Source organism: Enterococcus sp. AZ020, assembly GCF_050499205.1.
In the GTDB taxonomy this organism is placed as follows: domain Bacteria; phylum Bacillota; class Bacilli; order Lactobacillales; family Enterococcaceae; genus Enterococcus_L; species Enterococcus_L dunnyi.
This window is the reverse complement of sequence record NZ_JBIPAT010000001.1, coordinates 3,713,285-3,736,629: the sequence shown is the minus strand read 5'-3', so window position 1 is coordinate 3,736,629 and position 23,345 is coordinate 3,713,285. Positions and strand designations below refer to the sequence as shown.

Here is a 23,345-nt window from a genome sequence, read left to right as displayed (position 1 = left end):
TCCGTTTTTTTAACGGAATGAATACACGATAAAGTAGGGAATGTATGAATAGTCAAAGGTATAAAAAGAAAAGAAGACAATCAAACTTACCGGCATTATTTGCGGGACTATTGATTGTTGGGGTTGCATTTATCTTTTCCATCAATGTGTTATCAGATAGTTCTAAAACTGAAGAAAATACGGCACAGAAAAATGAACAGGTGTCAAAAGAAGAGTTTATCGATAGAATCAGCCCGCACGCACAAGAGTTGCAGTCTTCTTATGGCGTTTTACCTAGTATTATTATTGGACAAGGAATCTTAGAGTCAAACTGGGGGCAAAGTACGCTTGCCTCTAAATATAATAATTTATTTGGAATCAAAGCGTATGGTGATCAGAAAAAAGTGAATCTTGAAACGAAGGAATACATCAATGAAGAGTGGATCGTGATTCAAGGTGATTTCAGAGTTTATGATACTTGGGAAGAATCAATGGATGACCATACTCGATTGTTTGTCAATGGTGTCACTTGGAATCCTCGTCTATATGAAAATGTGTTGTTGGCGAAAAATTATAAAGAGGCTGCACAAGCTTTACAAGATGCAGGCTATGCAACAGATCCAACCTATGCTGAAAAAGTTATTCATGTGATCGAAAGCTATGATTTAAACAAATACGATCATTAAGAAAAAGGAGGAGTTAGATGGAAGAAAAATGGGTACCGGAAATCGTCACACCGCTGAAGCAGGATATTGTACAAGTACCGAAGGTGATTGCACAGGCAAGCGGGATCAGAATTTTTGGAAAGAAAATCAAGTCGATCATTTTTACTACGGATATTGCGATCATTCGGAATACGGATGCAAATGCAGTCATTGCTGTTTATCCATTTACCCCGCATCCGGCGATCACTAAAAGCATTATAGAAGCAGCAGATATTCCTGTATTTTCAGGAGTGGGCGGAGGTTTGACGCAAGGACAACGTTCTGCGTATATGAGCCTTTTTGCAGAAGCTCAGGGATCGATCGGGGTTGTATTAAATGGGCCGACACCAGTTGAAACAGTTGAGATGGTTTGTGAGGTTGTCGATATTCCTGTTGTTAGTACGGTGACATCGATCCATACGCCAATCGATGAAAAAATAGCTGCTGGAGTGACGATGATCAACATTAGCGCTGGGAAAAATACAGCAGAAACCGTTCGCTATTTCAGAAAGAAATATCCTACGTTGCCGATCATTGCAACAGGAGGACCGACAGATGAATCAATCACTGAAACGATCGCAGCTGGCGCAAATGCCATTACCTATACTCCGCCTAGCAATGGTGAGCTTTTTAGTCATAAAATGGATAAGTATAGAAATTTAGAAAAAGAAAACGATCAGTAGGATCGATGAACAACATACTAAGTGATTAATGAGGGTAAAAATTTCCTTATGATCACTTTTTTTATGATTACAAAAATCAGGTTATATTACAAAACGATGAAAAATTAAATAAGCTAGCTTTACTAGTCTATAATTATTTTATTTTTATGTTATCATTAAATTAAATCGAATGAGAGAGTAGGAGTTGGGAAAATAATGAAAAAGTATTGTTACATAGTTGGGGCTGCTCTGTTGCTCTTTGCGCTTGGATCGACCCAGTCGGCGGAAGCGACAGAGGTGTTTGGAGACGAAAGCTATCAGGAAGCGCTTGACGCTGGTTATACAGCTGAACAAATCCAGAAAATTCAGGAGATGCCTGATTTTTCGTTAGAAACGATCGAAGAACAACCAGCAGCCAGAAGTGCAGTTACATTTGCAGCAGCTTCACAGAAAACACAAATTGTAAACGAAGCCAGAAGACATCTAGGTAAACCTTATGCTTGGGGTGGAAAAGGTCCGAATGTGTTTGACTGTTCTGGATTGACTCGTTATGTATACTTACAAGTGACGGGAAAAAACATTGGTGATTACACAGTGCCACAAGAAAAATCAGGCGAGCAAATCAGTGTTGCTCAAGCAGAACCTGGGGATCTTTATTTTTGGGGTGCTAAGGGAAACACGTATCATGTAGCGATTGCAATAGGAAATAACCAATATATCCACGCACCAAATGTGAATGAAGTGGTCAAAATCAATTCAACCACCTATTTTAAACCGGATTTCGCTGTACGAGTGATTAAAAATAGTGCACCTGCGATCCCTAATCTAGTGAGCTATCGTACGCATGTCCAAGATTTTGGCTGGGGCGGTTATGTAGCAGCAGGTCAACCAAGTGGAAGTACTGGACAAAAGAAACGATTAGAAGGTATTCAAATCAAGCTTGATTCATCTGTTAACGGAGGAATCCAATACAAAACACATATTCAAGATATTGGCTGGCAAGGTTGGAAAGCAAATAATGCGTTGAGTGGAACCACAGGACAAAAGAAACGGTTAGAAGCGATTCAAATCCAATTGACCGGAACTGCAGCCACACAATATGATGTGCAATACCGAGTCCACTCCCAAGATTATGGCTGGCAAGCGTGGACTAAAAATGGACAATCTTCGGGAACACAAGGATTGTCTAAACGTCTGGAAGCAATCGAAATCAGAGTGGTACCTAAAAATACTGCATTACCTACAGGCGGAAAAGCCGCATTCATCAAAAAATGAGGAACAAATAAAGAATAGTTGTAAATAAAGCTCTGTAAGATTTCAATGAAAATTCATTCTTTTCATTGAAATTTTCAGAGTTTTGTACTATTGTATAGTAATACAAGAGCTTATATATGGTCATAATATGGATGACTGTCTCTACCCGACACCGTAAATGTCGGTCTATAAGCGAAAAAGAGTCTGAGGGCCTTTTTTGCTTTTTGCAGGAGAAGGCTTTTTTTGTTTTTATAAAAAATAGAATGAAGGAGTCGGAAGTAATGGAAGAACTAGTAAACCGAATCAAAGAAGACGGGAGAGTTTTGGGGGATGGCGTATTAAAAGTAGACAGCTTTGTCACCCATCAGGTCGATCCTATCTTGATGGAAGCAATCGGTTATCGTTTTGCAGAGGTATTTGCAAATGCGGGAATTACAAAAGTTGTTACGATCGAGGCTTCGGGAATTGCTCCAGCTCTTTTTGCAGCCAAAAAATTGAACGTACCAATGATTTTTGCTCGTAAAGCAAAAAGCTTAACAATGGACGAAGAGTTATTGACCTCTTCTGTATACTCTTTTACGAAACAAGTAACGAGTCAGATTTCAATTTCTAGAAAATTTTTATCCAGTGAAGATAAAGTATTGATCATTGATGACTTCTTAGCAAATGGTCAAGCAGCAAAAGGACTGATCGAATTATGTCAACAGGCTGGTGCTGACGTGGATGGCATTGGCATCGTGATCGAAAAGTCGTTTCAAGATGGTCGCTCGCTGTTAGAGGAAATGGGGATGAAAGTCGTATCTTTAGCTCGAATTGCGTCTCTGCAAAATGGTGAAGTCGAATTTCTTGAGGGGGATGCGTAAAGTTGGCAAATGAAGAAAATCAAAACAAAGAATTGAACCAACAAAATCCTGAAAACGGCAAAGCAGCTGTTTTAGGGTTGCAGCATTTATTAGCAATGTATGCTGGTGCTGTAGCTGTTCCATTATTGATCGGTACAGGACTGAATTTTAATTCAGAACAGATGACTTATTTGATTTCTATTGATATTTTTATGTGCGGAATAGCTACTTTACTACAATTGACGGTCAATCGATTTTTCGGCATAGGGTTGCCTGTTGTATTAGGATGTGCGATTCAAGCCGTTGCTCCATTGATCATGATTGGGAACGATAAGGGGATCGGCGCGATCTATGGTTCGATCATTGCTTCTGGGATTTTTGTTGTGTTAGTTTCAGGAATATTCTCGAAAATCAAAAAATTGTTTCCTCCATTGGTCACAGGAACAGTGATCACGGTGATCGGATTGACCTTGATTCCAGTAGCTGTTGAAAAAATGGGCGGAGGAATGGCTTCTGCCAAAGATTTCGGTAATGGCACGAATTTATTATTAGCATTTATAACGATCGCTTTGATTATTGTTGTTCAAGTTTGGGGTCGAGGCTTTATCAAATCGATTGCGGTTCTTGTTGGGTTAGTCGCTGGAACGATTTTAGCGGCAGTCTTAGGTCAAGTCGATCTAGCTCCCGTCGGTGAGGCTACTTGGTTCCATTTCCCGCAACCTTTTTATTTTGGCGCACCGACATTTGATCTTTCATCTATCGTCTTGATGGTGATCATTTCAATTGTCAGTATGGTCGAATCGACAGGTGTCTATTTTGCTTTAGGGGATATTACTGGAAAACATATCGGAGAAGAAGAGCTTAAAAAAGGATATAGGGCAGAAGGATTAGCAGTTATTCTAGGTGGAATCTTCAATACGTTCCCTTATACTGGCTTTTCTCAAAATGTCGGTTTGGTCCAGCTTTCAGGAATCAAAACTCGCCGCCCGATCTACTACTCAGCATTTTTCTTGATCGCTTTAGGACTATTGCCGAAAGTTGGTGCTATAGCTCAAATTATTCCAGAACCTGTTTTAGGTGGAGGAATGCTGGTTATGTTTGGCATGGTAGCTGTTCAAGGAATGCGGATGTTATCTAAAGTTGATTATACGAACGATAAGAATTTGTTGATCATTGCGATATCAATTGGTTTTGGCCTTGGATTCAATATGATGCCGACTTTATTCCAGCAAATGCCTGAAACCTTACGTATGTTTACTGGAAACGGAATTGTAATGAGCAGTCTGACTGCTATCATTTTGAATCTACTTTTCAATGGTTTGAAATCAGAGGAATAATTGAATAAACAAAATAAAGAAAAACCGAATGTTCGTTTGGTTTTTCTTTATTTTATCTGTATATACGAACGATAAGATTAAAAATCACTATAATATTCGATTTTATTTTGACACCTTGCTTGAGCCTTGCTAAAATGAAGGGGAATAGAGAAAGGGGAATCTTATGTCTGTCGTGGTTTCAGTAGTAATGGGAAGTACATCGGATTGGCCGACAATGAAAGAAGCGTGTGATCGTTTAGAAGCTTTTGGTGTTCCTTATGAAAAAAAAGTCGTATCTGCTCATCGAACGCCGGACTACATGTTTAGTTTTGCTGAAGAGGCAAGAGCCCGTGGCATTAAAGTGATTATCGCAGGAGCTGGCGGTGCTGCCCACTTACCAGGGATGATAGCTGCTAAAACTACATTACCGGTGATAGGAGTGCCTGTTCAGTCGAAGGCATTAAATGGATTGGATTCATTGTTATCGATCGTTCAAATGCCAGGAGGTGTCCCTGTAGCAACGACTGCGATCGGTCGTGCAGGAGCAGTCAATGCAGGATTGCTTGCAGTTCAGATGCTTTCCATGTATGATGTAGAGTTAGCAGGGAAATTAGACGCTGAGCGTAAATTTCTTGAACAAACAGTGATGGAAAGTAGTGATGAACTTGAATAAACCATTATTGCCGGGTCAAATGATTGGGATCATTGGTGGCGGACAATTAGGCAGAATGATGGCGCTTAGCGCTAGGGAGATGGGTTTTCGTATAGGCGTTTTAGATCCGGCTGTTGACTGTCCGGCAGCACAGGTGGCTGATTGGCATTTACTGGCTGAATATGATGATGTTGAAGCGCTAAAAGAATTAGCTAGTCGTTCTCAAGTGTTGACTTACGAATTTGAAAATGTCGATGTTGAGGCGTTGATGCAGGTGCAAGATTTGACAGAGATCCCTCAAGGTTCCGATCTTTTAGCGATTACTCAAGACCGCTTATTAGAGAAGTCGTTCCTTGAAGAAAATAATATCGTGATTGCGCCATATGCAACGATCGTTAGCCCAACAGATATTCAAGATGCGATCGACGGTATCGGTTACCCATGTGTGCTGAAGACAACTAGAGGCGGTTATGATGGCAAAGGGCAATTTGTCTTATACAGTACTTCCGATGTTTCTTCTGCGATGCATCTATTAAGAGAGGGAACCTGCGTCTTAGAAGCTTGGATTCCTTATGAAAAAGAGATATCCGTCCTAGTGAGCGGAAATGGGCAGGGACAATATACTGTTTTCCCTGTCGTAGAAAATATTCATCGTAACAATATTTTGCATGAAACGATTGCGCCAGCTAGAGTCAATGATGACGTTGTTGCTGAGGCACAACGCATCGCTCGTGTCATTGCCGAATCGGTCGATTTAGCTGGAACACTAGCTGTTGAAATGTTTTTGACCAATGATGGTGGTATTTATGTAAATGAGTTGGCACCAAGACCGCACAATTCAGGACATTATTCGATCGAAGCGTGCTCGATGAGTCAATTTGATGCCCACATTCGGGGGATTTGCGGCTGGCCGTTGGCTGAAGTTGAACTATTATCAGAAGCGGTGATGGTCAATATTTTAGGTGATGAAATGTATGAAACGATGGATGTGATTGCTGAAAAACCAGAGTGGCATTTTCATTATTATGGTAAAGCAGAAGCAAAGAAAGGCCGCAAGATGGGGCATATCACGATTTTGACAGAGGATATATACGAAACCTTAGAAGAAATTTATCAAACAACTATTTGGGATTAAAAAGGAGCAGATAAACGAATGATTGATCGTTATACACGACCAGAGATGGGTGCTATTTGGACAGATGAGAACCGCTATAAAGCTTGGTTGGAAGTTGAGATTTTAGCGGATGAAGCTTGGGCAGAACTAGGTGAAATACCAAAAGAAGATGTGCAGAAAATTCGTGACAATGCTTCATTTGATGTTGCTCGGATTTTAGAGATTGAAGAAGAAACACGTCATGATGTTGTGGCATTTACCAGAGCTGTATCTGAAACGTTAGGTGAAGAACGTAAATGGGTACATTATGGTTTGACGAGTACAGATGTCGTTGATACAGCTTATGGTTATCAATTGAAGCAGGCCAATGATATTTTAAGAGCAGATCTCGCACGTTTTACAGAAATCGTTGGTGAAAAAGCTAAAGAACATAAAGATACAGTCATGATGGGGCGTACACATGGTGTTCATGCTGAACCAACTACTTTTGGGTTGAAGCTAGCTTTATGGTATTCAGAAATGAAACGAAATATTGAGCGTTTTGATCATGCAGCTAAAGGTGTAGAGGCTGGGAAGATCAGTGGTGCGGTTGGAACGTTTGCGAATATTCCTCCTTTTGTTGAAGAATATGTTTGTGAGCATTTAGGCATCAGAGCGCAGGAAATTTCTACTCAAGTTTTACCGCGAGATCTGCATGCTGAATACGTTTCTGCAATGGCGCTGATTGCAACAAGTATCGAAAAATTTGCAACAGAGATCCGCGGCCTGCAAAAATCTGAAACACGAGAAGTGGAAGAGTTTTTTGCAAAAGGTCAAAAAGGTTCATCTGCGATGCCGCATAAACGAAACCCGATCGGTTCAGAAAATATGACAGGGCTTGCTCGTGTGATTCGCGGACATATGGTGACAGCCTATGAAAACGTTACTTTATGGCATGAAAGAGATATTTCCCACTCATCGGCGGAACGAATCATTATTCCAGATACAACGATTTTACTGAATTATATGTTGAATCGCTTCTCGACGATCGTGAAAAATCTAACTGTTTTTCCAGAAAATATGAAACGCAACATGGAGGCAACCTTTGGGCTGATATATAGCCAGCGAGTATTATTAAAATTGATCGATCACGGTATGACAAGAGAGGCAGCTTACGATTTAGTTCAGCCGAAAACGGCTTATGCTTGGGATCATCAAACGGCGTTCAGACCATTACTTGAAGCTGACGAAAAGATCACCTCGGTGTTATCTAAAGAAGAGCTTGATGATGCATTTGATTATAATTATCATTTAAAAAATGTTGACATTATTTTTGAGCGTGTCGGACTAGCGTAATAGAAAAAAGAGAGTATCAACCAAAAGAAATCGTTACTTTTGGTTGATACTCTCTTCTTATTCTAAAGAAGTTCAATATGACTATCAAAGTGTTGTTCAATAAAATAAGTTTGTTTTGTGATTTCATCTACTGAGATCGTTGAACCTTCTGGTATAACGATCCACTTCGTTTCGATATCGTCATTTCGATGGATCACGGCTGTGACGATGCCAATAAATGTATCTAACTTTTTTGCTGGTACATTTAAAATATATGCATCTTGTTCTTCGCCGTCTCCGCCTATCACTCCTTCGATGTAACCATAATTTACTGGGTAACGATTATTAAAGGAATCTAGATAACCAACAGGACGATCGACTGTTACTTTAACTTTTAGTTTTTCCATAATCTCTCCTCAAGTGACCAAAAAAACTCTTAGCTGTATCTCTAAGAGTTTCTGTCTTTTAAATGGCTATTTCTCTTAAGTTTCTTAATGGTGAAGTAGAAGGCGCTTTTAGCGCAGTAAGTAGTTGATCGATAAACAAATAATTGCACTCTTTTGAATTAAAGTAAATCTGAATACAATATTTATTTTTACAGAAATGTTGTTCGTGAATCTGATGGATCAACAGTTCGTTGTTATGGCTATTTATATAACGAAACGTACGCTTTCTTCGTTCAGAATGTCGTTGAAAAATACGCTTCAAATTTCTAAATGTGTAGTAAGAGCTGTGCTGATTCAACTTATGAACTTCTTCTAAGGCTAATAAGTCATTATACAATTTTGTTCGTTCTTCAAGCACTAATCCTGCCAAAAATTCCTGAGTCAAATGGTCATAATCGCTAGTCATTCTTGAGGTCCCTCCTAAAAATCATCACTAAAGAATAGTGAACACGTTAAGTAAGTTATTTTTTATTAGCATACCATTTTTACTATCTATTGTAAATGCTTACAGCTGTTTTTCTGTTGTTTGAGGAATGAGGAAAAAGTATCATTTTGGTAAACACGAACGATTATGATAAATGTTTCATTATCGTTAATGATTTTGTTGACGCCCAGAATAATGCTTGTTAAAATGTAAACAAAGATATTATACGAATGATATTCGTTTTTATAATAAAAAACGTACGGAAAGAGAGTGCTGAACTGCGATGGAAGATATGTTGTTATATGAAGGGAAAGCAAAAAAACTATTTAAAACAGATGATCCTGAGCAATTACGAGTGGAATACTTAGATCAGGCAACTGCTTTGAATGGAGCTAGGAAAGATATTGTTCAGGGGAAAGGAATGCTCAACAATCAAATAACCGCATTGATTTTTGAGCAACTCGCACAAAAAGGAATGTCGAGCCATTTTACCAAAAAAATATCAAAACACGAACAATTGGTGCGTCCTTTAGCGATCATACCTTTAGAAGTTGTGATCAGAAACATTTCTGCTGGCAGTTTTGCTAAGCGATTAGCTTTTGAAGAAGGAGTAGAATTAGCACAGCCGATTTTGGAATTTTACTTTAAAGAAGATTCATTGGATGATCCATTGATCAATGATGACCATGTCAAAATTCTTGAAATTGCAAATGAAGAGGAAATCAAAACAATCAAAGACGAAGCACATAAAATAAACCAACTGTTGATTGAGATTTTCAGAGAAATCGATCTACGATTAGTTGATTTTAAAATCGAATTTGGCAGATGCTCTGACGGAACGATTTTATTAGCTGATGAAATTACCCCTGATACGTGCCGTTTATGGGATTTTAAAACGAATCAACCTCTAGATAAAGATGTCTATCGTAAAAATTTAGGTGAAATCGTACCTGTGTATCAAGAAGTATTAACTCGTTTGGAAAAAAGATTCAATTAACGATAAAAAAGGAGAATAGTCAATGAATTACTTAGCAAAAGTCTATGTTACGTACAAAGATTCTGTATTAGATCCTCAAGGAGAAGCGGTCAAAGGAGCGGTTCATCGCTTAGGATTCAATGAAATCGAAGAAATTCGGATAGGAAAATACTTTGAAATCAAAGTGGCACAAAGTGATCGGACTGTTGAAACTGTGATCGAAGAAATTTGTGATAAATTACTAGCGAATGTCAATATGGAAACCTATCGTTATGAAATCACGGAGGAGCTCTAAAATGAAATTTGCGGTCATTGTTTTTCCCGGATCGAATTGTGATATGGATCTTTTATGGGCTGTTAGAGACATTTTAGGTGAAGAGGCAGAATACGTTCGCCATGATGCAGAGAGTTTAGAAGGATTTGATGGGGTATTGATACCTGGCGGCTTTTCATATGGTGATTACCTTAGATGCGGGGCGATTGCTCGTTTTTCTAAAATCATTGATGAAGTTGTTCGGTTTGCGGATGAAGGAAAACCTGTTTTCGGCACCTGTAATGGTTTTCAGATTTTGACAGAAGCTGGGTTATTGCCGGGAGCGTTGATTCGCAATGAATCGCTTCATTTTGTTTGTAAAACTGTGTCGTTGAAAGTGGTGAATAATCAAACGAATTTCACCTCCGAGTACAAAGCTGGAGAATGCATTCGAATACCGGTAGCACACGGCGAGGGAAATTATTATTGTGATGAAGAAACGCTCGAAACACTGAAAAAAAACCAGCAAATCGTTTTTACGTATGCAGATGAAAATCCTAATGGAAGTATTGAAAATATTGCTGGGATCATCAATGACAAAGGGAATGTTTTAGGTATGATGCCGCATCCGGAACGAGCTGTAGAAAGTCTTTTAGGCTCTGATGATGGTCTGCGCTTTTTTAAATCGATTGTTAAAAACTATGAAAAGGAACGGATAAACGTATGATGAAAGTAACGGAACCAACGCCAGAAGACATCAAAAACCAACGAATCTATTCTGACTGGGGCTTAACAGATGAAGAGTATCGAATGATCGAAGAGGATATTTTAGGCCGGATGCCGAATTACACAGAAACAGGTTTATTCTCAGTGATGTGGAGCGAGCATTGTTCGTATAAAAATTCGAAGCCAGTTTTACGAAAATTTCCTACCTCAGGACCGCAAGTATTACAAGGACCAGGTGAAGGTGCGGGGATCGTCGATATCGGTGATGGTCAAGCAGTGGTATTCAAAGCGGAAAGTCATAATCATCCCTCAGCGGTTGAACCATATGAAGGTGCAGCAACCGGCGTTGGTGGGATCATTAGAGATATTTTCAGTATGGGCGCAAGACCAATTGCATTGTTGGATTCTTTACGGTTTGGTGAACTGACAAATGATCGGACAAAATATCTTTTAGAAGAAGTGGTTGCTGGTATTAGCGGCTACGGAAATTGTATCGGAATCCCAACTGTCGGCGGTGAAGTTGCTTTTGATCCTTGCTACGAAGGCAATCCTTTAGTAAATGCGATGTGTATCGGTTTGATCGATCATAAAGATATTCAAAAAGGACAAGCCAAAGGAGTCGGGAATGCCATCATGTATGTTGGAGCGAAAACAGGACGCGACGGCATTCATGGTGCGACATTTGCCTCTGAAGAATTTGTTGAGGGTGAAGAGCAGCAGCGTTCTGCTGTTCAGGTTGGTGATCCTTTCATGGAAAAACTTTTACTGGAAGCTTGTTTAGAATTGATCTTGAACCACTCAGATATTTTGGTGGGCATTCAAGATATGGGAGCAGCTGGTTTGGTTTCTTCTAGTGCTGAAATGGCTTCAAAAGCTGGTTCTGGTTTGATTTTAGATCTAGATGATGTACCGCAGCGTGAAATAGGCATGACACCTTATGAGATGATGTTATCTGAATCGCAGGAACGTATGTTGATCTGTGTTGAAAAAGGACATGAACAAACAGTTATTGACTTGTTTCAAAAATATGATTTGGACGCTGTGACGATTGGGAAAGTGACAGATGATGGGCTTTATCGTTTGAATCATAACGGCATAGAAGTTGCTAATTTACCTGTGGATGCATTGGCAGAAGATGCACCAGTTTATCAAAAGGAAAAACAAGAGCCAGGTAGAATCAGTGCTTTTGCTTCAATGGATGATTTCTATCCGGAAGTAATCGACGGAACTCAAACATTGCTTGCTTTGCTGCAACAGCCGACTATCGCTTCTAAGAAAGTCATTTATGAAACCTACGACTCCCAAGTGCGAACGAATACGGTCGTATTACCTGGTAGTGATGCAGCTGTTTTACGCGTTCGCGGAACGAATAAAGCGCTAGCGATGACGACAGATTGTAATGCGCGTTATCTTTATTTGGATCCGGAAGTTGGCGGACAAATAGCAGTAGCAGAAGCTGCAAGAAATATTGTTGCCAGCGGCGGTCAGCCTTTAGCGATCACTGACTGCTTAAATTATGGCTCACCGGATAAACCGGAAGGATTTTGGGAGCTGTGGACATCTGCTGATGGAATAGCAAGAGCATGTGAAGTTTTAGAGACGCCAGTAATTTCCGGAAATGTTTCTTTATATAACGAGACTGATGGTAAAGCAATTTATCCCACACCTGTTATTGGTATGGTTGGATTGATCAGTGATTTGAAGAATATAACGACACAAGACTTTAAAGCAGCAAACGATTTGATTTATGTGTTAGGGGAAACAAATGCAGATTTTAATGGTACTGAAATCCAAAAAATGCACTTAGGTCGAATCGAAGGAAAATTGATGGACTTTGATTTAATGATTGAAAAAGAACATCAACAGTTAGTTTCAAAAGCGATTGCAGCAGGCTTGGTTGCAAGTGCTCATGATTGTTCAGAAGGCGGTTTAGCAATCGCCTTAGCAGAATCTGCATTTAAAAAGAATGTTGGTATAGATGTGGATGCAGCAATGGATACTGCGCTATTGTTTTCTGAAACACAATCCCGTTTTGTTGTCTCAGTGAAACCTGAAAATCAAGTTGCTTTTGAACAACTAGTAAAAGACTCGGCTCGAAAAATCGGTGTAGTTACTAATAATGGATTGCTCAAGATTAAAACTGCTGATCAAAAAATCGAATTGATGACACAAAAGGCGAGAGAAGTCTGGGAGGAAGCTATTCCATGTCTTATGAAGTAAAAAGTCTAAATGAGGAATGCGGAGTTTTTGGGATTTGGGGACATCCAGATGCTGCTCGAGTAACGTATTTTGGTCTTCATAGTTTGCAGCATCGCGGACAAGAAGGTGCAGGCATCGTTTCTAATCATGAGGGGAAATTAAATGGTTATCGCGGGTTGGGGCTATTATCTGAAGTGTTCAAAGATGACCGCTCGCTAACTGCACTGAGTGGCGAATCTGCGATTGGTCATGTCCGCTATGCAACTGCTGGAAATGGCAGTGTAGATAATATTCAGCCATTTTTATTCAAATTTTACGATAGCTCGTGTGGTCTTGCTCATAATGGAAATCTAACCAACGCCAAGAGTTTGCGAAAAGAATTGGAAAAAGATGGAGCAATTTTTCATTCTAACTCAGATACTGAAATTTTGATGCATCTGATTCGTCGTAGTAAAAAAGAAACGTTTATCGAACAGCTAAAAGAAGGTCTGAGAACAGTCAAGGGTGGTTTTGCTTACTTACTGATGACTGAAACGGCAATGATTGCAGCACTTGATCCAAATGCGTTTCGACCATTATCGATCGGTCAAATGAAAAACGGTGCATATGTGATCGCCAGTGAGACCTGTGCATTAGAAGTGATTGGTGCTTCTTTTATCAGAGATGTTGGTCCAGGAGAAGTGATCATCATTGATGACAACGGGTATAAAGTTGAGACATATACAGATGACACTCAATATTCGATTTGTTCAATGGAGTATATTTACTTTGCCCGACCGGATTCTAATATTGCCGGTGTGAACGTTCATACAGCGAGAAAAAATATGGGAAAACGTTTAGCGATCGAAGCACCAGTTGCAGCAGATATGGTCGTCGGTGTTCCTAATTCATCGCTTTCTGCAGCGAGCGGCTATGCAGAAGCCAGCGGAATTCCTTATGAAATGGGTTTAGTCAAAAATCAATATATTGCACGAACATTTATTCAACCGACTCAGGAATTAAGAGAACAAGGTGTTCGGATGAAGCTTTCGGCTGTAAGAGGCGTGGTTGAAGGAAAGCGGGTAGTGATGGTCGATGATTCGATCGTGAGAGGAACGACGAGCCGTCGTATCGTTCAACTATTAAAAGATGCAGGGGCAAAAGAAGTTCATGTTCGAATTGCATCACCGCCGTTAAAATTCCCTTGTTTTTATGGGATAGATATACAAACAAGAAAAGAATTGATTGCAGCTAATCATTCAGTCTCTGAAATCGAACAATTGATCACTGCAGATTCTTTGAGTTTTTTGAGTGAACAAGGCTTGATCGATGCGATCGGTTTAAACTATGATGCACCGTATTCAGGACTGTGCATGGCTTATTTCAATGGTGATTATCCAACGCCTTTATATGATTATGAAACGACTTATCGAAAATCTTTAAAGGACAAAATTAGTTTTGTTTAAAGCAACTGTAACTCAAATGACAGGAGGAACACAGATGGCAAATGCCTATGCAAAAGCTGGTGTAGATGTTGAGGCTGGTTATGAAGTAGTTGAAAGAATAAAAAAACATGTGAAACGAACCGAACGCGCTGGTGTGATGGGTGCTCTTGGAGGCTTTGGCGGATGTTTTGACTTGAGTATGGTGGATGTGAAGGAGCCTGTCTTGATTTCGGGAACAGACGGGGTAGGAACAAAATTGATGGTCGCACTTGAGGCGGATCGACATGATACGATCGGGATCGATTGTGTGGCAATGTGCGTGAATGATATTGTCGCACAGGGAGCGGAGCCGCTATATTTTCTTGACTATATAGCGACTGGAAAAAATGTTCCGGAACGTTTAGAAAAAGTTGTTGCTGGAGTTGCTGACGGGTGTCTTCAAGCAGGAGCTGCGTTGATTGGCGGTGAAACGGCTGAGATGCCGGGGATGTATGGCGAGTCAGAATATGATTTAGCAGGTTTTGCAGTCGGTGTTGCAGAAAAAAGTCAAGTAATAACCGGCGATTTAGTAAAGACAGGAGATATTTTGATTGGTTTACCGGCAAGCGGTATCCATTCGAATGGCTATTCCCTTGTTCGTAAAATCTTTTTTGAAAAACACGCGCTTACAGGCACGTCGATCATTCCGGAGTTGAATGAAACGCAATTGTCAGATGAGTTATTGAAACCAACTAAAATCTATGTCAAAGCTATGCTGCCTTTAATTAAACAAGGCTTGCTAAATGGTGCAGCACATATTACAGGAGGCGGCTTTGTGGAGAATATCCCACGTATGCTGCCAAAAGAGCTGTGTGCAGAGATTCATTTAGGTTCATGGCCCAAGCTACCAATATTTACAGTGCTTGGAAAGTATGGACAAATTCCTGAATTGGAAATGTTCGAGATCTTCAATATGGGGATTGGGATGGTTTTAGCTGTTTCGCCGCAAAAGGTTGACGATGTTCAAACCATTTTAAGTGAGGTAGGCGAAACGGGCTATGTCATTGGAAAAGTGTTGCGAAGAGAAAACCAGCCGATTCTATTTAAAGAGGTGTGAAAATGAAATTAGCTGTATTTGCTTCAGGAAATGGCAGTAATTTTCAAGTGATTGCAGAAGCAGTTGAAGCAGGAACGATCCCAGGAGAAATCAGTTTGCTATTTTGTGATAAAAAGGATGCCTATGTGATTCAGCGGGCACGAAATTTATCGATTCCTGTTATTTCTTTTTCACCTAAGGATTTTGAATCAAAAGAGATTTATGAGGCGGAGTTGCTTCATCTACTTGAAGAAGAACAAATTGATTTGATTATTTTGGCAGGTTATATGAGAATTATTGGAGCGACATTATTGGAAGTTTTTGCAAATAGAATCATCAATATACATCCGTCGCTGCTGCCTGATTTTCCCGGTTTAAGAGGCATCAAAGATGCTTTTGAAAGTGGCGTGAAAAAAACGGGAGTGACGATTCATTTTGTTGATGCTGGCGTGGATACAGGTCCGATCATTGCTCAAGAATCTGTGGCTATTGAAGCTGATGATACATTGAGCAATCTGGAGAAAAAAATCCATGCTATTGAGCATCGTTTGTATCCAACTGTTTTAGCACAAGTAATTAAATCACAGCAAGGAGAGAGTTTTTAATGATGAAAAGAAGAGCATTGGTCAGTGTTTCAGATAAAACAGGGATCGTTTCTTTTGTAGAGGGATTGATTGCACAGGGGGTCGAAATTATTTCTACTGGAGGGACGAAAGCAACTCTTGATCAAGCTGGTCTTTCAACTCTCTCGATCGATGAAGTAACTGGTTTTCCAGAAATGATGGACGGACGTGTCAAAACACTGCACCCTAACATTCACGGCGGATTATTAGGACGTCGCGACATGCCTTCTCATATGGAGGCGATGGAGCAGCATGATATTCGTCCGATCGATTTTGTTTGTGTGAATTTATATCCGTTTAAAGAAACGATTTTAAAGGAAAATGTTACAGAAGAAGAAGCAATCGAAAATATTGATATTGGTGGTCCTAGTATGTTACGAAGCGCTGCTAAAAATCATCAGGCAGTCACTGTTGTTGTTGATCCCGCAGATTACCCATTGATTTTGTCTGAGCTGAAAGAAAATGGGCAGACAGCTCTTTCTACGAGAAAAAAATTGGCGGCCAAGGTTTTTCGTCATACGGCTGCATATGATGCATTGATTGCGGAATATCTGACAGAGTTAGTCGGTGAGGTAGAACCCGAATCACTTACGTTGACTTATGAATTAAAGCAGTCATTACGCTATGGTGAAAACAGTCATCAACAAGCAACCTTTTATCAAGATGCTTTGCCAACGGCTTTTTCGATCGCCAGCGCAAAACAGCTGCATGGAAAAGAATTATCCTATAATAATATTCGGGATGCGGATGCAGCGATTCGAATTTCTAGAGAATATTTTGAGCCAGCAGTTGTAGCGGTGAAACATATGAACCCTTGCGGTATAGGGATCGGTCAAACGATCGATGAAGCATACCAATATGCATATGAAGCTGATCCTGTGTCGATTTTTGGTGGGATCATCGTGTTGAATCGTGAGGTAGATACACCAGTAGCTGAAAAGATGCATCAGCTGTTTCTTGAGATCATCATTGCACCTAGTTTCTCTGAGGAAGCGCTGGAACTGTTATCAAAGAAAAAAAATCTACGCTTGATGACATTAGACTTTTCTAAAAAAGATCAAGCGCTAAAAGATGAAAAAATCTCTATTTTAGGTGGTTTGCTGATTCAAAATCAAGACGTTATTAGTGAAACAAAGGACGATTGGCAAGTTGTAACAAAAAGAGCACCTAGTGAAAAAGAATTAGCTGCTCTTGAATTTGCTTGGAAAGCTGTAAAACATGTTAAAAGCAATGCTATCGTTGTGGCAAATAATCATCAAACACTTGGGATTGGTGCAGGTCAGATGAATCGCGTTGGTTCTGTTCAGATTGCGATCGAGCAGGCAGGCACAGCGATCGAGGAAGCAGTTTTAGCCAGTGATGCGTTTTTCCCGATGGGAGATAGCGTTGCTTATGCTGGAGATCATGGCATCAAAGCAATCATTCAACCTGGTGGAAGCATCAAAGATCAAGAGTCGATCGACATGGCTGATAAATATGGAATTGCAATGGTCTTTACAGATGTTAGACACTTTAGACATTAAAAGGAGAGTAACATGGGATTAAATATTTTAGTGATCGGAAGCGGCGGTAGAGAGCATACGATTGCTCAAAAATTGTATCAAAGTCCAAAGGTTGATTCTGTTTTCTGTGCTAAAGGGAATGCAGGGATGAAAAAAGAGGGGATTCAACTTGTTGATATTGCTGAAGATGATCATGTCAGCTTAATCGAATTTGCGAAAGAACAAAAAATCGATTGGACGTTTGTTGGTCCTGAGATCCCTCTTTTAAATGGGATCGTTGATGATTTTACCGCGGAGGGTCTGTTGATTTTTGGCCCGACAAAAGCGGCAGCATTGATTGAAGGGTCTAAGGATTTCGCAAAAGAGCTAATGAATCGATATAACATTCCGACGGCAGAGCATCAGACATTTTCTGACTTCGAACGAGCAAAAGCGTATGTTCTTGAAAAAGGTGCGCCGATCGTAATAAAAGCAGATGGATTAGCTGCAGGAAAAGGAGTCGTTGTTGCAGAAACAACTGCTGAAGCAATCGAGGCACTTGAAGATATGCTTAAGGAAAATAAGTTCGGACAAAGCGGCGCCAAAGTTGTTGTAGAGGAATTTCTTGAAGGAGAAGAATTTTCGCTATTGGCTTTTGTTCGTGATCAAGAGGTTTATCCAATGGTGATCGCTCAGGATCACAAGCGTGCATATGATGGCGATTTAGGTCCAAATACTGGCGGAATGGGTGCGTATGCTCCTGTACCGCAAATTCCTCGATCACTCATAGAAAAAGCAGTATCAACGATTGTACGACCAGCAGCACTTGGAATGATCGAAGAGGGCAAACCTTTTACGGGTATTTTATATACTGGTTTGATCGCTACTTCCGCAGGGCCTAAAGTGATTGAATTTAATGCGCGTTTTGGCGATCCGGAAACTCAGGTGGTTTTACAACGCTTGAATAGCGATCTAGCTCAAATCATTGATGATCTATTACATGGAAAAACACCAGAAATTGAATGGAAGCAAACAGGATATAGCTTGGGTGTGGTCGTTGCAGCCAAGGGGTATCCGGGAGAGTATCAAAAAGATCACTCGGTTCCAGCTGCTTTTGATGCTTCGGATGAACATATCTATTATGCAGGAGTAAAAGAGACATCAGGTCAGCTTCTTTCGAATGGCGGGCGTGTGTATCTAGTTGAAGCAAGTAGAGATACGTTAAAAGAAGCGCAGGAAGCAGTTTATGAACGTCTGGAAAAAATGGACACGACTGGCTTGTTTTACCGCAAAGATATCGGCTTTAAAGCAATTGATTCAATCTGAAAAAGACACGATCGACATTTTTCATTCGTACAAGCAATTCATAAAAAGCTCTTCACACAGTTTTTCTGTATGATATAATCGTCTAGGAAGGGAAGTTGACGAATGAAAAGTGAAAAAGAAATTTCTGTCTCGATTACAGATGTGAAACAATCGCCCATGACCGTTTTTGCTACAGCCAAGAAAGAACAAACAGGCGTCTATATCTATAATAGAAATAGAGTTGCAGGGGTCATGCTGACAGTAGAGCAGTATGAAGATTTACTAGAAAAACAGTCTGCTCAACAAGATCCAAAGGTGAAAATCGCTCAATTGAACCAGACGATTCGCAAAAAAATTGCTTTTGGGTCATTGATATCAGCCAAAAATTTAGATGAACAGCTGGTTGGTCTAGGCTTCATTACGAAAAAAACAGAATCTGATAACTACAATGAGATGATGAATGAGCTGAACGAGACAGGAAAAATTGACTATCAGCTTCAGAAAAAAGAAGATCGCACTAATATCTTTGCTGAAGTTATTGGGGAACAAAGCAATCAATCACAGTTACCAGATAAGTTGATCGTGAAAAAGATCCATCTTAGAATCGATTGAAATAGAATAGAAAAAGGGACTGGAGCGTAACTCTTGAAGTTATGACCCAGTCCCTTTTTAAAACGAATAAACGGTGGAAGCAGAAGTAACTCCTTTTATTCTCTAAAATCAACCATATTTCCGCGAAAACGTTTAGGGAGGTGAGATAATTGGACTTGTTCATTTTTACGTTCTTCGATCGTCACGGCTCGAAGAAACGTTCGCCAATTGTCTTGAACTTCTTGTTCGCAAGACTGAGCGTGAAATACTGGAGGATCTGTATTTTCGATAAATCGAATATGAGCTTGTTCGATGATTCCCAGTAAACGGTGTGTTTCATCGTAGATCATGAGCGTTTCATTTGGGTATCTTTGAGCAAAATGCGGACATAAGTAGGGTAAAGAAAAATGTTTAGGTGCGATTTGACTATACAAGAATGCCCCCACATATTCAAAACGAACAAATCCTGTAAATAAGTGGACTTCACTAAACAAAGCCTTTAAGGATTTTTGTAAAGCGAGGATCGATGGATGTCCCAAATGGTTGGTCAATGAATCATTTGTTGATAATGCGATTTGGATCGCATCCAATAAGCAGCGTTCCTTTTCTTTTAACGAACAATAAAAGCCATCAATAATAAACTGGAGATTTTCTTTTTTTAGACGCTGTTCTAGTCGTTGATAGATTTTTTTTGCCAGTTCTTCATCTGTTTCGAACCATTCACTGATAAAGAGTGTTTCCACTGAATTTTCAGGGGTCAAAATCATTTCTGGAAAAGAGTTTTTTTTGAATGCATGATAAACAATGGTCAAAAAGCCATAATAACTGCCGTCATATTCCCAAACTTCATTTGTTTCTTCAATTGACATAACGCATCTCCTTGTGTTTGGTCGCTTCAAAGCGTTCCACATCAAATAAAGACAACTGTTCATGCCTGGATTGCGTATTTATTTTTTTTAATGTGTCATACTGTTTAGAGGAGATCAAAGAAGTGATTATCCATTCAGGCTCTTGAATCAAACCTGCTTGAACGGCTCCGTTACAGCTGATAAAATACTGTGCGCGTTTGACAACGACTCCTAATTTTTTTAGATCAGACAAGTGTAATTTGTAGTATTTTCTTGCTTTTAAGATATTTTGGGCACTCTTTGGTCCGATCCCTGGTATTCGTAATAAACGCTCATATGAGGCTGTTTGAACATCAACGGGAAATTGCTCGTAATTTTGAACAGCCCAGTTTGCTTTAGGGTCTAAATATAAATTAAAATTAGGTTTTTCTGGCGATAAAATTTCATCTGCAGAAAAGCGATAAAAGCGTAAAAGCCAGTCTGCTTGATATAAACGATGTTCTCGTAACAAAGGCGGATCAGTCGTGACGGCGGGTAATAACGAATCTTGATTTACTGGTATATAAGCAGAGTAATAAACGCGCTTCAAGTCATACTTTTGATAAAGATTTTCTGCAATTTTAACGATGGAATGATCGCTTTCCGGAGAAGCACCAATGATCATTTGGGTAGACTGTCCAGCGGGCACAAAAGAACTTGCTCTCTTTAAAGCTGGAACCAAGGATAGCTCCTTTTTCTTATGGGTAATTTGCTTCATAGGTTTGTATAAAGCGAATGGGTCTTTATCCGGTGCTAAAAGCTTGAGACTTTCGCGTGAAGGCAATTCAACGTTCACACTCATTCGATCGGCAAGAAAGCCAAGTTCTTCGATCAATCGTTCATCGGCTCCTGGAATTGCTTTCACATGGATATACCCTTTAAATCCTTTTTCATGACGTAAGATCTTTAGCGTTTTGATCAAAAGCTCACTTGTGTAATCAACATTTTTTATAATAGCAGAGCTTAAAAATAAACCTTCGATATAATTTCTCATATAAAAATCCATTGTTAGATCGGCGACTTCTTGAGGTGTAAAAGTCGCCCGCGGGATCGCGTTGGATTTTCTGTTGATGCAATAGTGACAATCAAAAATACAAGCATTTGTAAATAATAGTTTTAGTAAGGAAACACAGCGTCCGTCGCTTGTGAATGAGTGACAAATCCCAGCTTTGGCTGTGCTGCCAACGCTGCCTGTCCGCTGATTATCAGCAACACCACTGCTGGAGCAAGAGACGTCATACTTGGCTGATTCAGCAAGAATCTCAATTTTTCTAGATAAATCCATAGTTATTCCTCTTTTCTAAATTCAACAAGAACGTATGTTCTTATTTTATCAAGAAGAATAAGAATTGTAAAGGTAAAAAAAGATGACTGCACACATTTGGATTCTGCAGTCATCTTATAAAATTTGTAGTTAGCCGATCGATACAGAAAAAGTCATATTAATGATCGTTCAGGTCCAAATACTGAGTTAAATAATCAGCTAAACCATCTTCATCATTCGTCTTTTCTGTGATATCATTTGCGACCGATTTGATTTTATCTGTCGCGTTTTTCATTGCAACGCCCCAGCCAACGTAATCAAGCATTTCTTCATCATTATGTTCGTCACCGAATGCTAAAATATCAGCGCGTTTAACATTAAGGAAACTAGCAACCTGTTCAACACCTTTCGCTTTTTGGATGCCTTTTGAAACGATTTCCAAGATCGGTGTTGGGCCTCCCCAGGTTCTGACATCGACGTATTCACCGTATTGTTTCATTAAAGAATCCGAAACATTTTTTGCTTGATCGTGTGTTGTACGAACCATCATAGATGTCGGATCAGTTACTAAATTTTTCGTCGTAAGCAAATTGCTTGGTGTTGCCTCGGATGCGAAGAAAGCTGGGTCGAAATAATCTAATGTGTCGATGTAGAATGTTTCTTTATTTTCAGCTGCAACAAAGTCAAGGTTCAGCGCTTGTTTCTGCGCTAAAATATCAAATACTAAATCTCTTTTGATGCCTGTTTCTTTTTCATTCGCCCATTTCTTTTCAGGTAAATGAACGAGTGCGCCATTAAAATTGACCATTGGAGTCGTTAAGCCTAATTGGCGGTAAAATTGACTACTCATACGGTATGGGCGTCCTGTCACGATACTCACATAGTGCCCATGATCGATCGCTTTTTTCAATGCTTTTTCTGTTGTCGGACTGATAAGGGATTGATTGTTTAAAGTAGTGCCATCCAAATCGATTGCAATTAATTTTTTCAAGTTGATTCCTCCATGATATTTTCTTAAAGATAGTCTAGCATAAAATAGGAGAATAACAAGTTTTCAAGAAAATTTTCTATAAATTTACGAGTATGATACACTTGATGAGAAAAGGTGGGTGAAGTAGTTGAGTCAAAAACTTCGTTGGACGATTCGAATTGGGACGGTCTTTTATTGCGTATATATGCTGCTAGTTGCAAATAGCTATCAGTTTATGACGCTCAATGTATTTCTTGCATATATCCCGATTGAAATTAGTTTTTATTTTGAGCGGGTCAATCGAAAGTCGTTTTATTTTATTGCAGCTTTCTGGCTGATCTTTTATCCGAACGCGCCATATTTATTTACTGATTTCTTTCATTTAGCAGAGCTGACGATCTATCAAGGTCAGAATCAGATTTTTCTTCAGTCGATCCATGATTGGAGTAGATTTGTTCTTTTAGCTACGGGCATTTTGGTATATGGTATTTTGGGGATGAGTACATTATTTACGCTAAATTATGAAGCAAGAAAAAAGGGGCTCATGACTAAAAACTGGCAATTTGGACTAGTCACAGTCCTTATCTCTGGTTTATCAAGTCTAGCGATTTTCGTCGGACGTTTTGATCGTCTACATAGTGCATATCTATTTACCAAGCCAGTTAACACATTACAGATAATTTTTTTTCAATGGTCACAAGAAAAATGGTTGTTTATTTTCCTGCTTACAGTATTCCAGCTGATTTTATTGGGAATGATTTTTAGCGTAAAACAGCAAAAATAGAATTGATAGAAGTCATTGACAGCGTGTTTGGAACTTGTTACTCTTTAACTAAGTAATTATTAGGGAATAAAAGCGAAGGA

The 23,345-nt window shown here is 39.6% G+C and carries 24 protein-coding genes and 1 riboswitch; of the genes, 19 read left to right on the top strand and 5 right to left on the bottom strand.

The window, feature by feature from the left end; translation table 11 throughout:
- Positions 1-44: 44 nt before the first annotated feature.
- The 8 genes from IGI58_RS17835 (at position 45) to purB (ending at position 7,858) form a co-directional block, all read left to right on the top strand.
- Positions 45-665: a glycoside hydrolase family 73 protein gene (locus tag IGI58_RS17835; RefSeq protein WP_087640287.1), complete on the top strand. Its 621-nt coding sequence runs from the start codon at positions 45-47 to the stop codon at positions 663-665.
- A 17-nt stretch (positions 666-682) separates the two neighbouring features.
- A complete protein-coding gene (locus IGI58_RS17830; protein ID WP_087640286.1) occupies positions 683-1,366 on the top strand; it encodes a hydrolase in 684 nt (227 codons plus the stop codon).
- A gap of 195 nt (positions 1,367-1,561) precedes the next feature.
- A complete protein-coding gene (locus IGI58_RS17825) occupies positions 1,562-2,620 on the top strand; it encodes an NlpC/P60 family protein (RefSeq protein ID WP_429952350.1) in 1,059 nt (352 codons plus the stop codon).
- 90 nt (positions 2,621-2,710) lie between these two features.
- Positions 2,711-2,808, top strand: a riboswitch (purine riboswitch).
- 72 nt (positions 2,809-2,880) lie between these two features.
- The gene (locus IGI58_RS17820; RefSeq protein ID WP_087640284.1) at positions 2,881-3,462 is read left to right on the top strand and encodes a xanthine phosphoribosyltransferase; all 582 of its coding nucleotides are present in this window, start codon (positions 2,881-2,883) and stop codon (positions 3,460-3,462) included.
- A gap of 2 nt (positions 3,463-3,464) precedes the next feature.
- The gene (locus tag IGI58_RS17815; RefSeq protein WP_429952352.1) at positions 3,465-4,778 is read left to right on the top strand and encodes a nucleobase:cation symporter-2 family protein; all 1,314 of its coding nucleotides are present in this window, start codon (positions 3,465-3,467) and stop codon (positions 4,776-4,778) included.
- Positions 4,779-4,941: 163 nt separating this feature from the next.
- Positions 4,942-5,430, top strand: coding sequence for a 5-(carboxyamino)imidazole ribonucleotide mutase (purE, locus tag IGI58_RS17810; protein WP_087640283.1), 489 nt, complete (start codon positions 4,942-4,944; stop codon positions 5,428-5,430).
- Positions 5,423-6,544, top strand: a complete 1,122-nt coding sequence (gene purK, locus IGI58_RS17805) for a 5-(carboxyamino)imidazole ribonucleotide synthase (protein ID WP_429955252.1) — start codon at positions 5,423-5,425, stop codon at positions 6,542-6,544. Before purE ends, purK begins: the two co-directional genes overlap by 8 nt.
- Positions 6,545-6,562: 18 nt before the next feature.
- On the top strand, positions 6,563-7,858 hold the full coding sequence (gene purB, locus IGI58_RS17800; RefSeq protein WP_225533810.1) for an adenylosuccinate lyase: 1,296 nt from the start codon (positions 6,563-6,565) through the stop codon (positions 7,856-7,858).
- A 62-nt stretch (positions 7,859-7,920) separates the two neighbouring features.
- On the opposite strand, the gene IGI58_RS17795 is transcribed toward purB, so the two are convergent.
- Both IGI58_RS17795 and IGI58_RS17790 read right to left on the bottom strand, forming a co-directional pair.
- Complete coding sequence (locus IGI58_RS17795) at positions 7,921-8,244, bottom strand: inorganic pyrophosphatase (RefSeq protein ID WP_225533811.1); 324 nt, start codon at positions 8,242-8,244, stop codon at positions 7,921-7,923.
- Between the two features lie 58 nt (positions 8,245-8,302).
- A complete protein-coding gene (locus IGI58_RS17790) occupies positions 8,303-8,689 on the bottom strand; it encodes a hypothetical protein (protein ID WP_087640279.1) in 387 nt (128 codons plus the stop codon).
- Positions 8,690-8,990: 301 nt separating this feature from the next.
- Between IGI58_RS17790 and purC the strand changes: the two genes are divergently transcribed.
- The 10 genes from purC (at position 8,991) to IGI58_RS17740 (ending at position 19,381) form a co-directional block, all read left to right on the top strand.
- Positions 8,991-9,704 (top strand): phosphoribosylaminoimidazolesuccinocarboxamide synthase, encoded by a 714-nt coding sequence (gene purC, locus IGI58_RS17785; RefSeq protein ID WP_429952355.1) that lies wholly within the window; start codon positions 8,991-8,993, stop codon positions 9,702-9,704.
- A 22-nt stretch (positions 9,705-9,726) separates the two neighbouring features.
- Entirely contained in the window at positions 9,727-9,978 is a 252-nt protein-coding gene (purS, locus tag IGI58_RS17780; protein ID WP_087640277.1) for a phosphoribosylformylglycinamidine synthase subunit PurS, read from the top strand.
- Positions 9,956-10,663, top strand: a complete 708-nt coding sequence (gene purQ, locus IGI58_RS17775; protein ID WP_429952357.1) for a phosphoribosylformylglycinamidine synthase subunit PurQ — start codon at positions 9,956-9,958, stop codon at positions 10,661-10,663. Before purS ends, purQ begins: the two co-directional genes overlap by 23 nt.
- Positions 10,660-12,882, top strand: coding sequence for a phosphoribosylformylglycinamidine synthase subunit PurL (purL, locus tag IGI58_RS17770; RefSeq protein WP_429952359.1), 2,223 nt, complete (start codon positions 10,660-10,662; stop codon positions 12,880-12,882). The genes purQ and purL overlap by 4 nt, the downstream gene beginning before the upstream one ends.
- Entirely contained in the window at positions 12,867-14,306 is a 1,440-nt protein-coding gene (gene purF / locus IGI58_RS17765; RefSeq protein ID WP_429952361.1) for an amidophosphoribosyltransferase, read from the top strand. Before purL ends, purF begins: the two co-directional genes overlap by 16 nt.
- A 34-nt stretch (positions 14,307-14,340) precedes the next feature.
- A complete protein-coding gene (gene purM / locus IGI58_RS17760) occupies positions 14,341-15,381 on the top strand; it encodes a phosphoribosylformylglycinamidine cyclo-ligase (RefSeq protein WP_429952363.1) in 1,041 nt (346 codons plus the stop codon).
- Between the two features lie 2 nt (positions 15,382-15,383).
- On the top strand, positions 15,384-15,965 hold the full coding sequence (gene purN, locus IGI58_RS17755; RefSeq protein ID WP_429952365.1) for a phosphoribosylglycinamide formyltransferase: 582 nt from the start codon (positions 15,384-15,386) through the stop codon (positions 15,963-15,965).
- Positions 15,965-17,506 carry a bifunctional phosphoribosylaminoimidazolecarboxamide formyltransferase/IMP cyclohydrolase gene (purH, locus tag IGI58_RS17750; RefSeq protein WP_429952367.1) on the top strand — a complete coding sequence of 514 codons (1,542 nt, stop codon included), beginning with the start codon at positions 15,965-15,967 and terminating at the stop codon, positions 17,504-17,506. Before purN ends, purH begins: the two co-directional genes overlap by 1 nt.
- Before the next feature lie 12 nt (positions 17,507-17,518).
- Entirely contained in the window at positions 17,519-18,790 is a 1,272-nt protein-coding gene (gene purD / locus IGI58_RS17745) for a phosphoribosylamine--glycine ligase (RefSeq protein ID WP_429952369.1), read from the top strand.
- A gap of 102 nt (positions 18,791-18,892) precedes the next feature.
- Positions 18,893-19,381, top strand: coding sequence for a type II toxin-antitoxin system Phd/YefM family antitoxin (locus IGI58_RS17740; protein ID WP_225533820.1), 489 nt, complete (start codon positions 18,893-18,895; stop codon positions 19,379-19,381).
- Between the two features lie 95 nt (positions 19,382-19,476).
- Here IGI58_RS17740 and IGI58_RS17735 read toward each other — a convergent pair whose 3' ends face one another.
- From IGI58_RS17735 to IGI58_RS17725, 3 genes are all read right to left on the bottom strand, one after another.
- Positions 19,477-20,229, bottom strand: coding sequence for a TIGR03915 family putative DNA repair protein (locus tag IGI58_RS17735; RefSeq protein WP_429952370.1), 753 nt, complete (start codon positions 20,227-20,229; stop codon positions 19,477-19,479).
- Entirely contained in the window at positions 20,219-21,532 is a 1,314-nt protein-coding gene (locus tag IGI58_RS17730; protein ID WP_429952372.1) for a putative DNA modification/repair radical SAM protein, read from the bottom strand. Before IGI58_RS17730 ends, IGI58_RS17735 begins: the two co-directional genes overlap by 11 nt.
- A gap of 157 nt (positions 21,533-21,689) precedes the next feature.
- Entirely contained in the window at positions 21,690-22,502 is an 813-nt protein-coding gene (locus tag IGI58_RS17725; protein WP_225533823.1) for a Cof-type HAD-IIB family hydrolase, read from the bottom strand.
- Between the two features lie 127 nt (positions 22,503-22,629).
- Between IGI58_RS17725 and IGI58_RS17720 the strand changes: the two genes are divergently transcribed.
- Positions 22,630-23,265, top strand: coding sequence for a DUF1361 domain-containing protein (locus tag IGI58_RS17720; RefSeq protein WP_429952375.1), 636 nt, complete (start codon positions 22,630-22,632; stop codon positions 23,263-23,265).
- The last annotated feature ends 80 nt before the right edge of the window (positions 23,266-23,345 follow it).

Coding starts and splice junctions, on each gene's coding strand:
- IGI58_RS17740 (WP_225533820.1), top strand. CDS start 18,893: ATGAAAAGTGAAAAAGAAATTTCTGTCTCGATTACAGATGTGAAACAA.
- IGI58_RS17830 (WP_087640286.1), top strand. CDS start 683: ATGGAAGAAAAATGGGTACCGGAAATCGTCACACCGCTGAAGCAGGAT.
- purH (WP_429952367.1), top strand. CDS start 15,965: ATGATGAAAAGAAGAGCATTGGTCAGTGTTTCAGATAAAACAGGGATC.
- IGI58_RS17835 (WP_087640287.1), top strand. CDS start 45: ATGAATAGTCAAAGGTATAAAAAGAAAAGAAGACAATCAAACTTACCG.
- purC (WP_429952355.1), top strand. CDS start 8,991: ATGGAAGATATGTTGTTATATGAAGGGAAAGCAAAAAAACTATTTAAA.
- purF (WP_429952361.1), top strand. CDS start 12,867: ATGTCTTATGAAGTAAAAAGTCTAAATGAGGAATGCGGAGTTTTTGGG.
- IGI58_RS17730 (WP_429952372.1), bottom strand. CDS start 21,532: ATGGATTTATCTAGAAAAATTGAGATTCTTGCTGAATCAGCCAAGTAT.
- purM (WP_429952363.1), top strand. CDS start 14,341: ATGGCAAATGCCTATGCAAAAGCTGGTGTAGATGTTGAGGCTGGTTAT.
- purS (WP_087640277.1), top strand. CDS start 9,727: ATGAATTACTTAGCAAAAGTCTATGTTACGTACAAAGATTCTGTATTA.
- purL (WP_429952359.1), top strand. CDS start 10,660: ATGATGAAAGTAACGGAACCAACGCCAGAAGACATCAAAAACCAACGA.
- purE (WP_087640283.1), top strand. CDS start 4,942: ATGTCTGTCGTGGTTTCAGTAGTAATGGGAAGTACATCGGATTGGCCG.
- purB (WP_225533810.1), top strand. CDS start 6,563: ATGATTGATCGTTATACACGACCAGAGATGGGTGCTATTTGGACAGAT.
- IGI58_RS17820 (WP_087640284.1), top strand. CDS start 2,881: ATGGAAGAACTAGTAAACCGAATCAAAGAAGACGGGAGAGTTTTGGGG.
- IGI58_RS17825 (WP_429952350.1), top strand. CDS start 1,562: ATGAAAAAGTATTGTTACATAGTTGGGGCTGCTCTGTTGCTCTTTGCG.
- purN (WP_429952365.1), top strand. CDS start 15,384: ATGAAATTAGCTGTATTTGCTTCAGGAAATGGCAGTAATTTTCAAGTG.
- purD (WP_429952369.1), top strand. CDS start 17,519: ATGGGATTAAATATTTTAGTGATCGGAAGCGGCGGTAGAGAGCATACG.
- IGI58_RS17735 (WP_429952370.1), bottom strand. CDS start 20,229: ATGTCAATTGAAGAAACAAATGAAGTTTGGGAATATGACGGCAGTTAT.
- IGI58_RS17790 (WP_087640279.1), bottom strand. CDS start 8,689: ATGACTAGCGATTATGACCATTTGACTCAGGAATTTTTGGCAGGATTA.
- purQ (WP_429952357.1), top strand. CDS start 9,956: ATGAAATCACGGAGGAGCTCTAAAATGAAATTTGCGGTCATTGTTTTT.
- IGI58_RS17795 (WP_225533811.1), bottom strand. CDS start 8,244: ATGGAAAAACTAAAAGTTAAAGTAACAGTCGATCGTCCTGTTGGTTAT.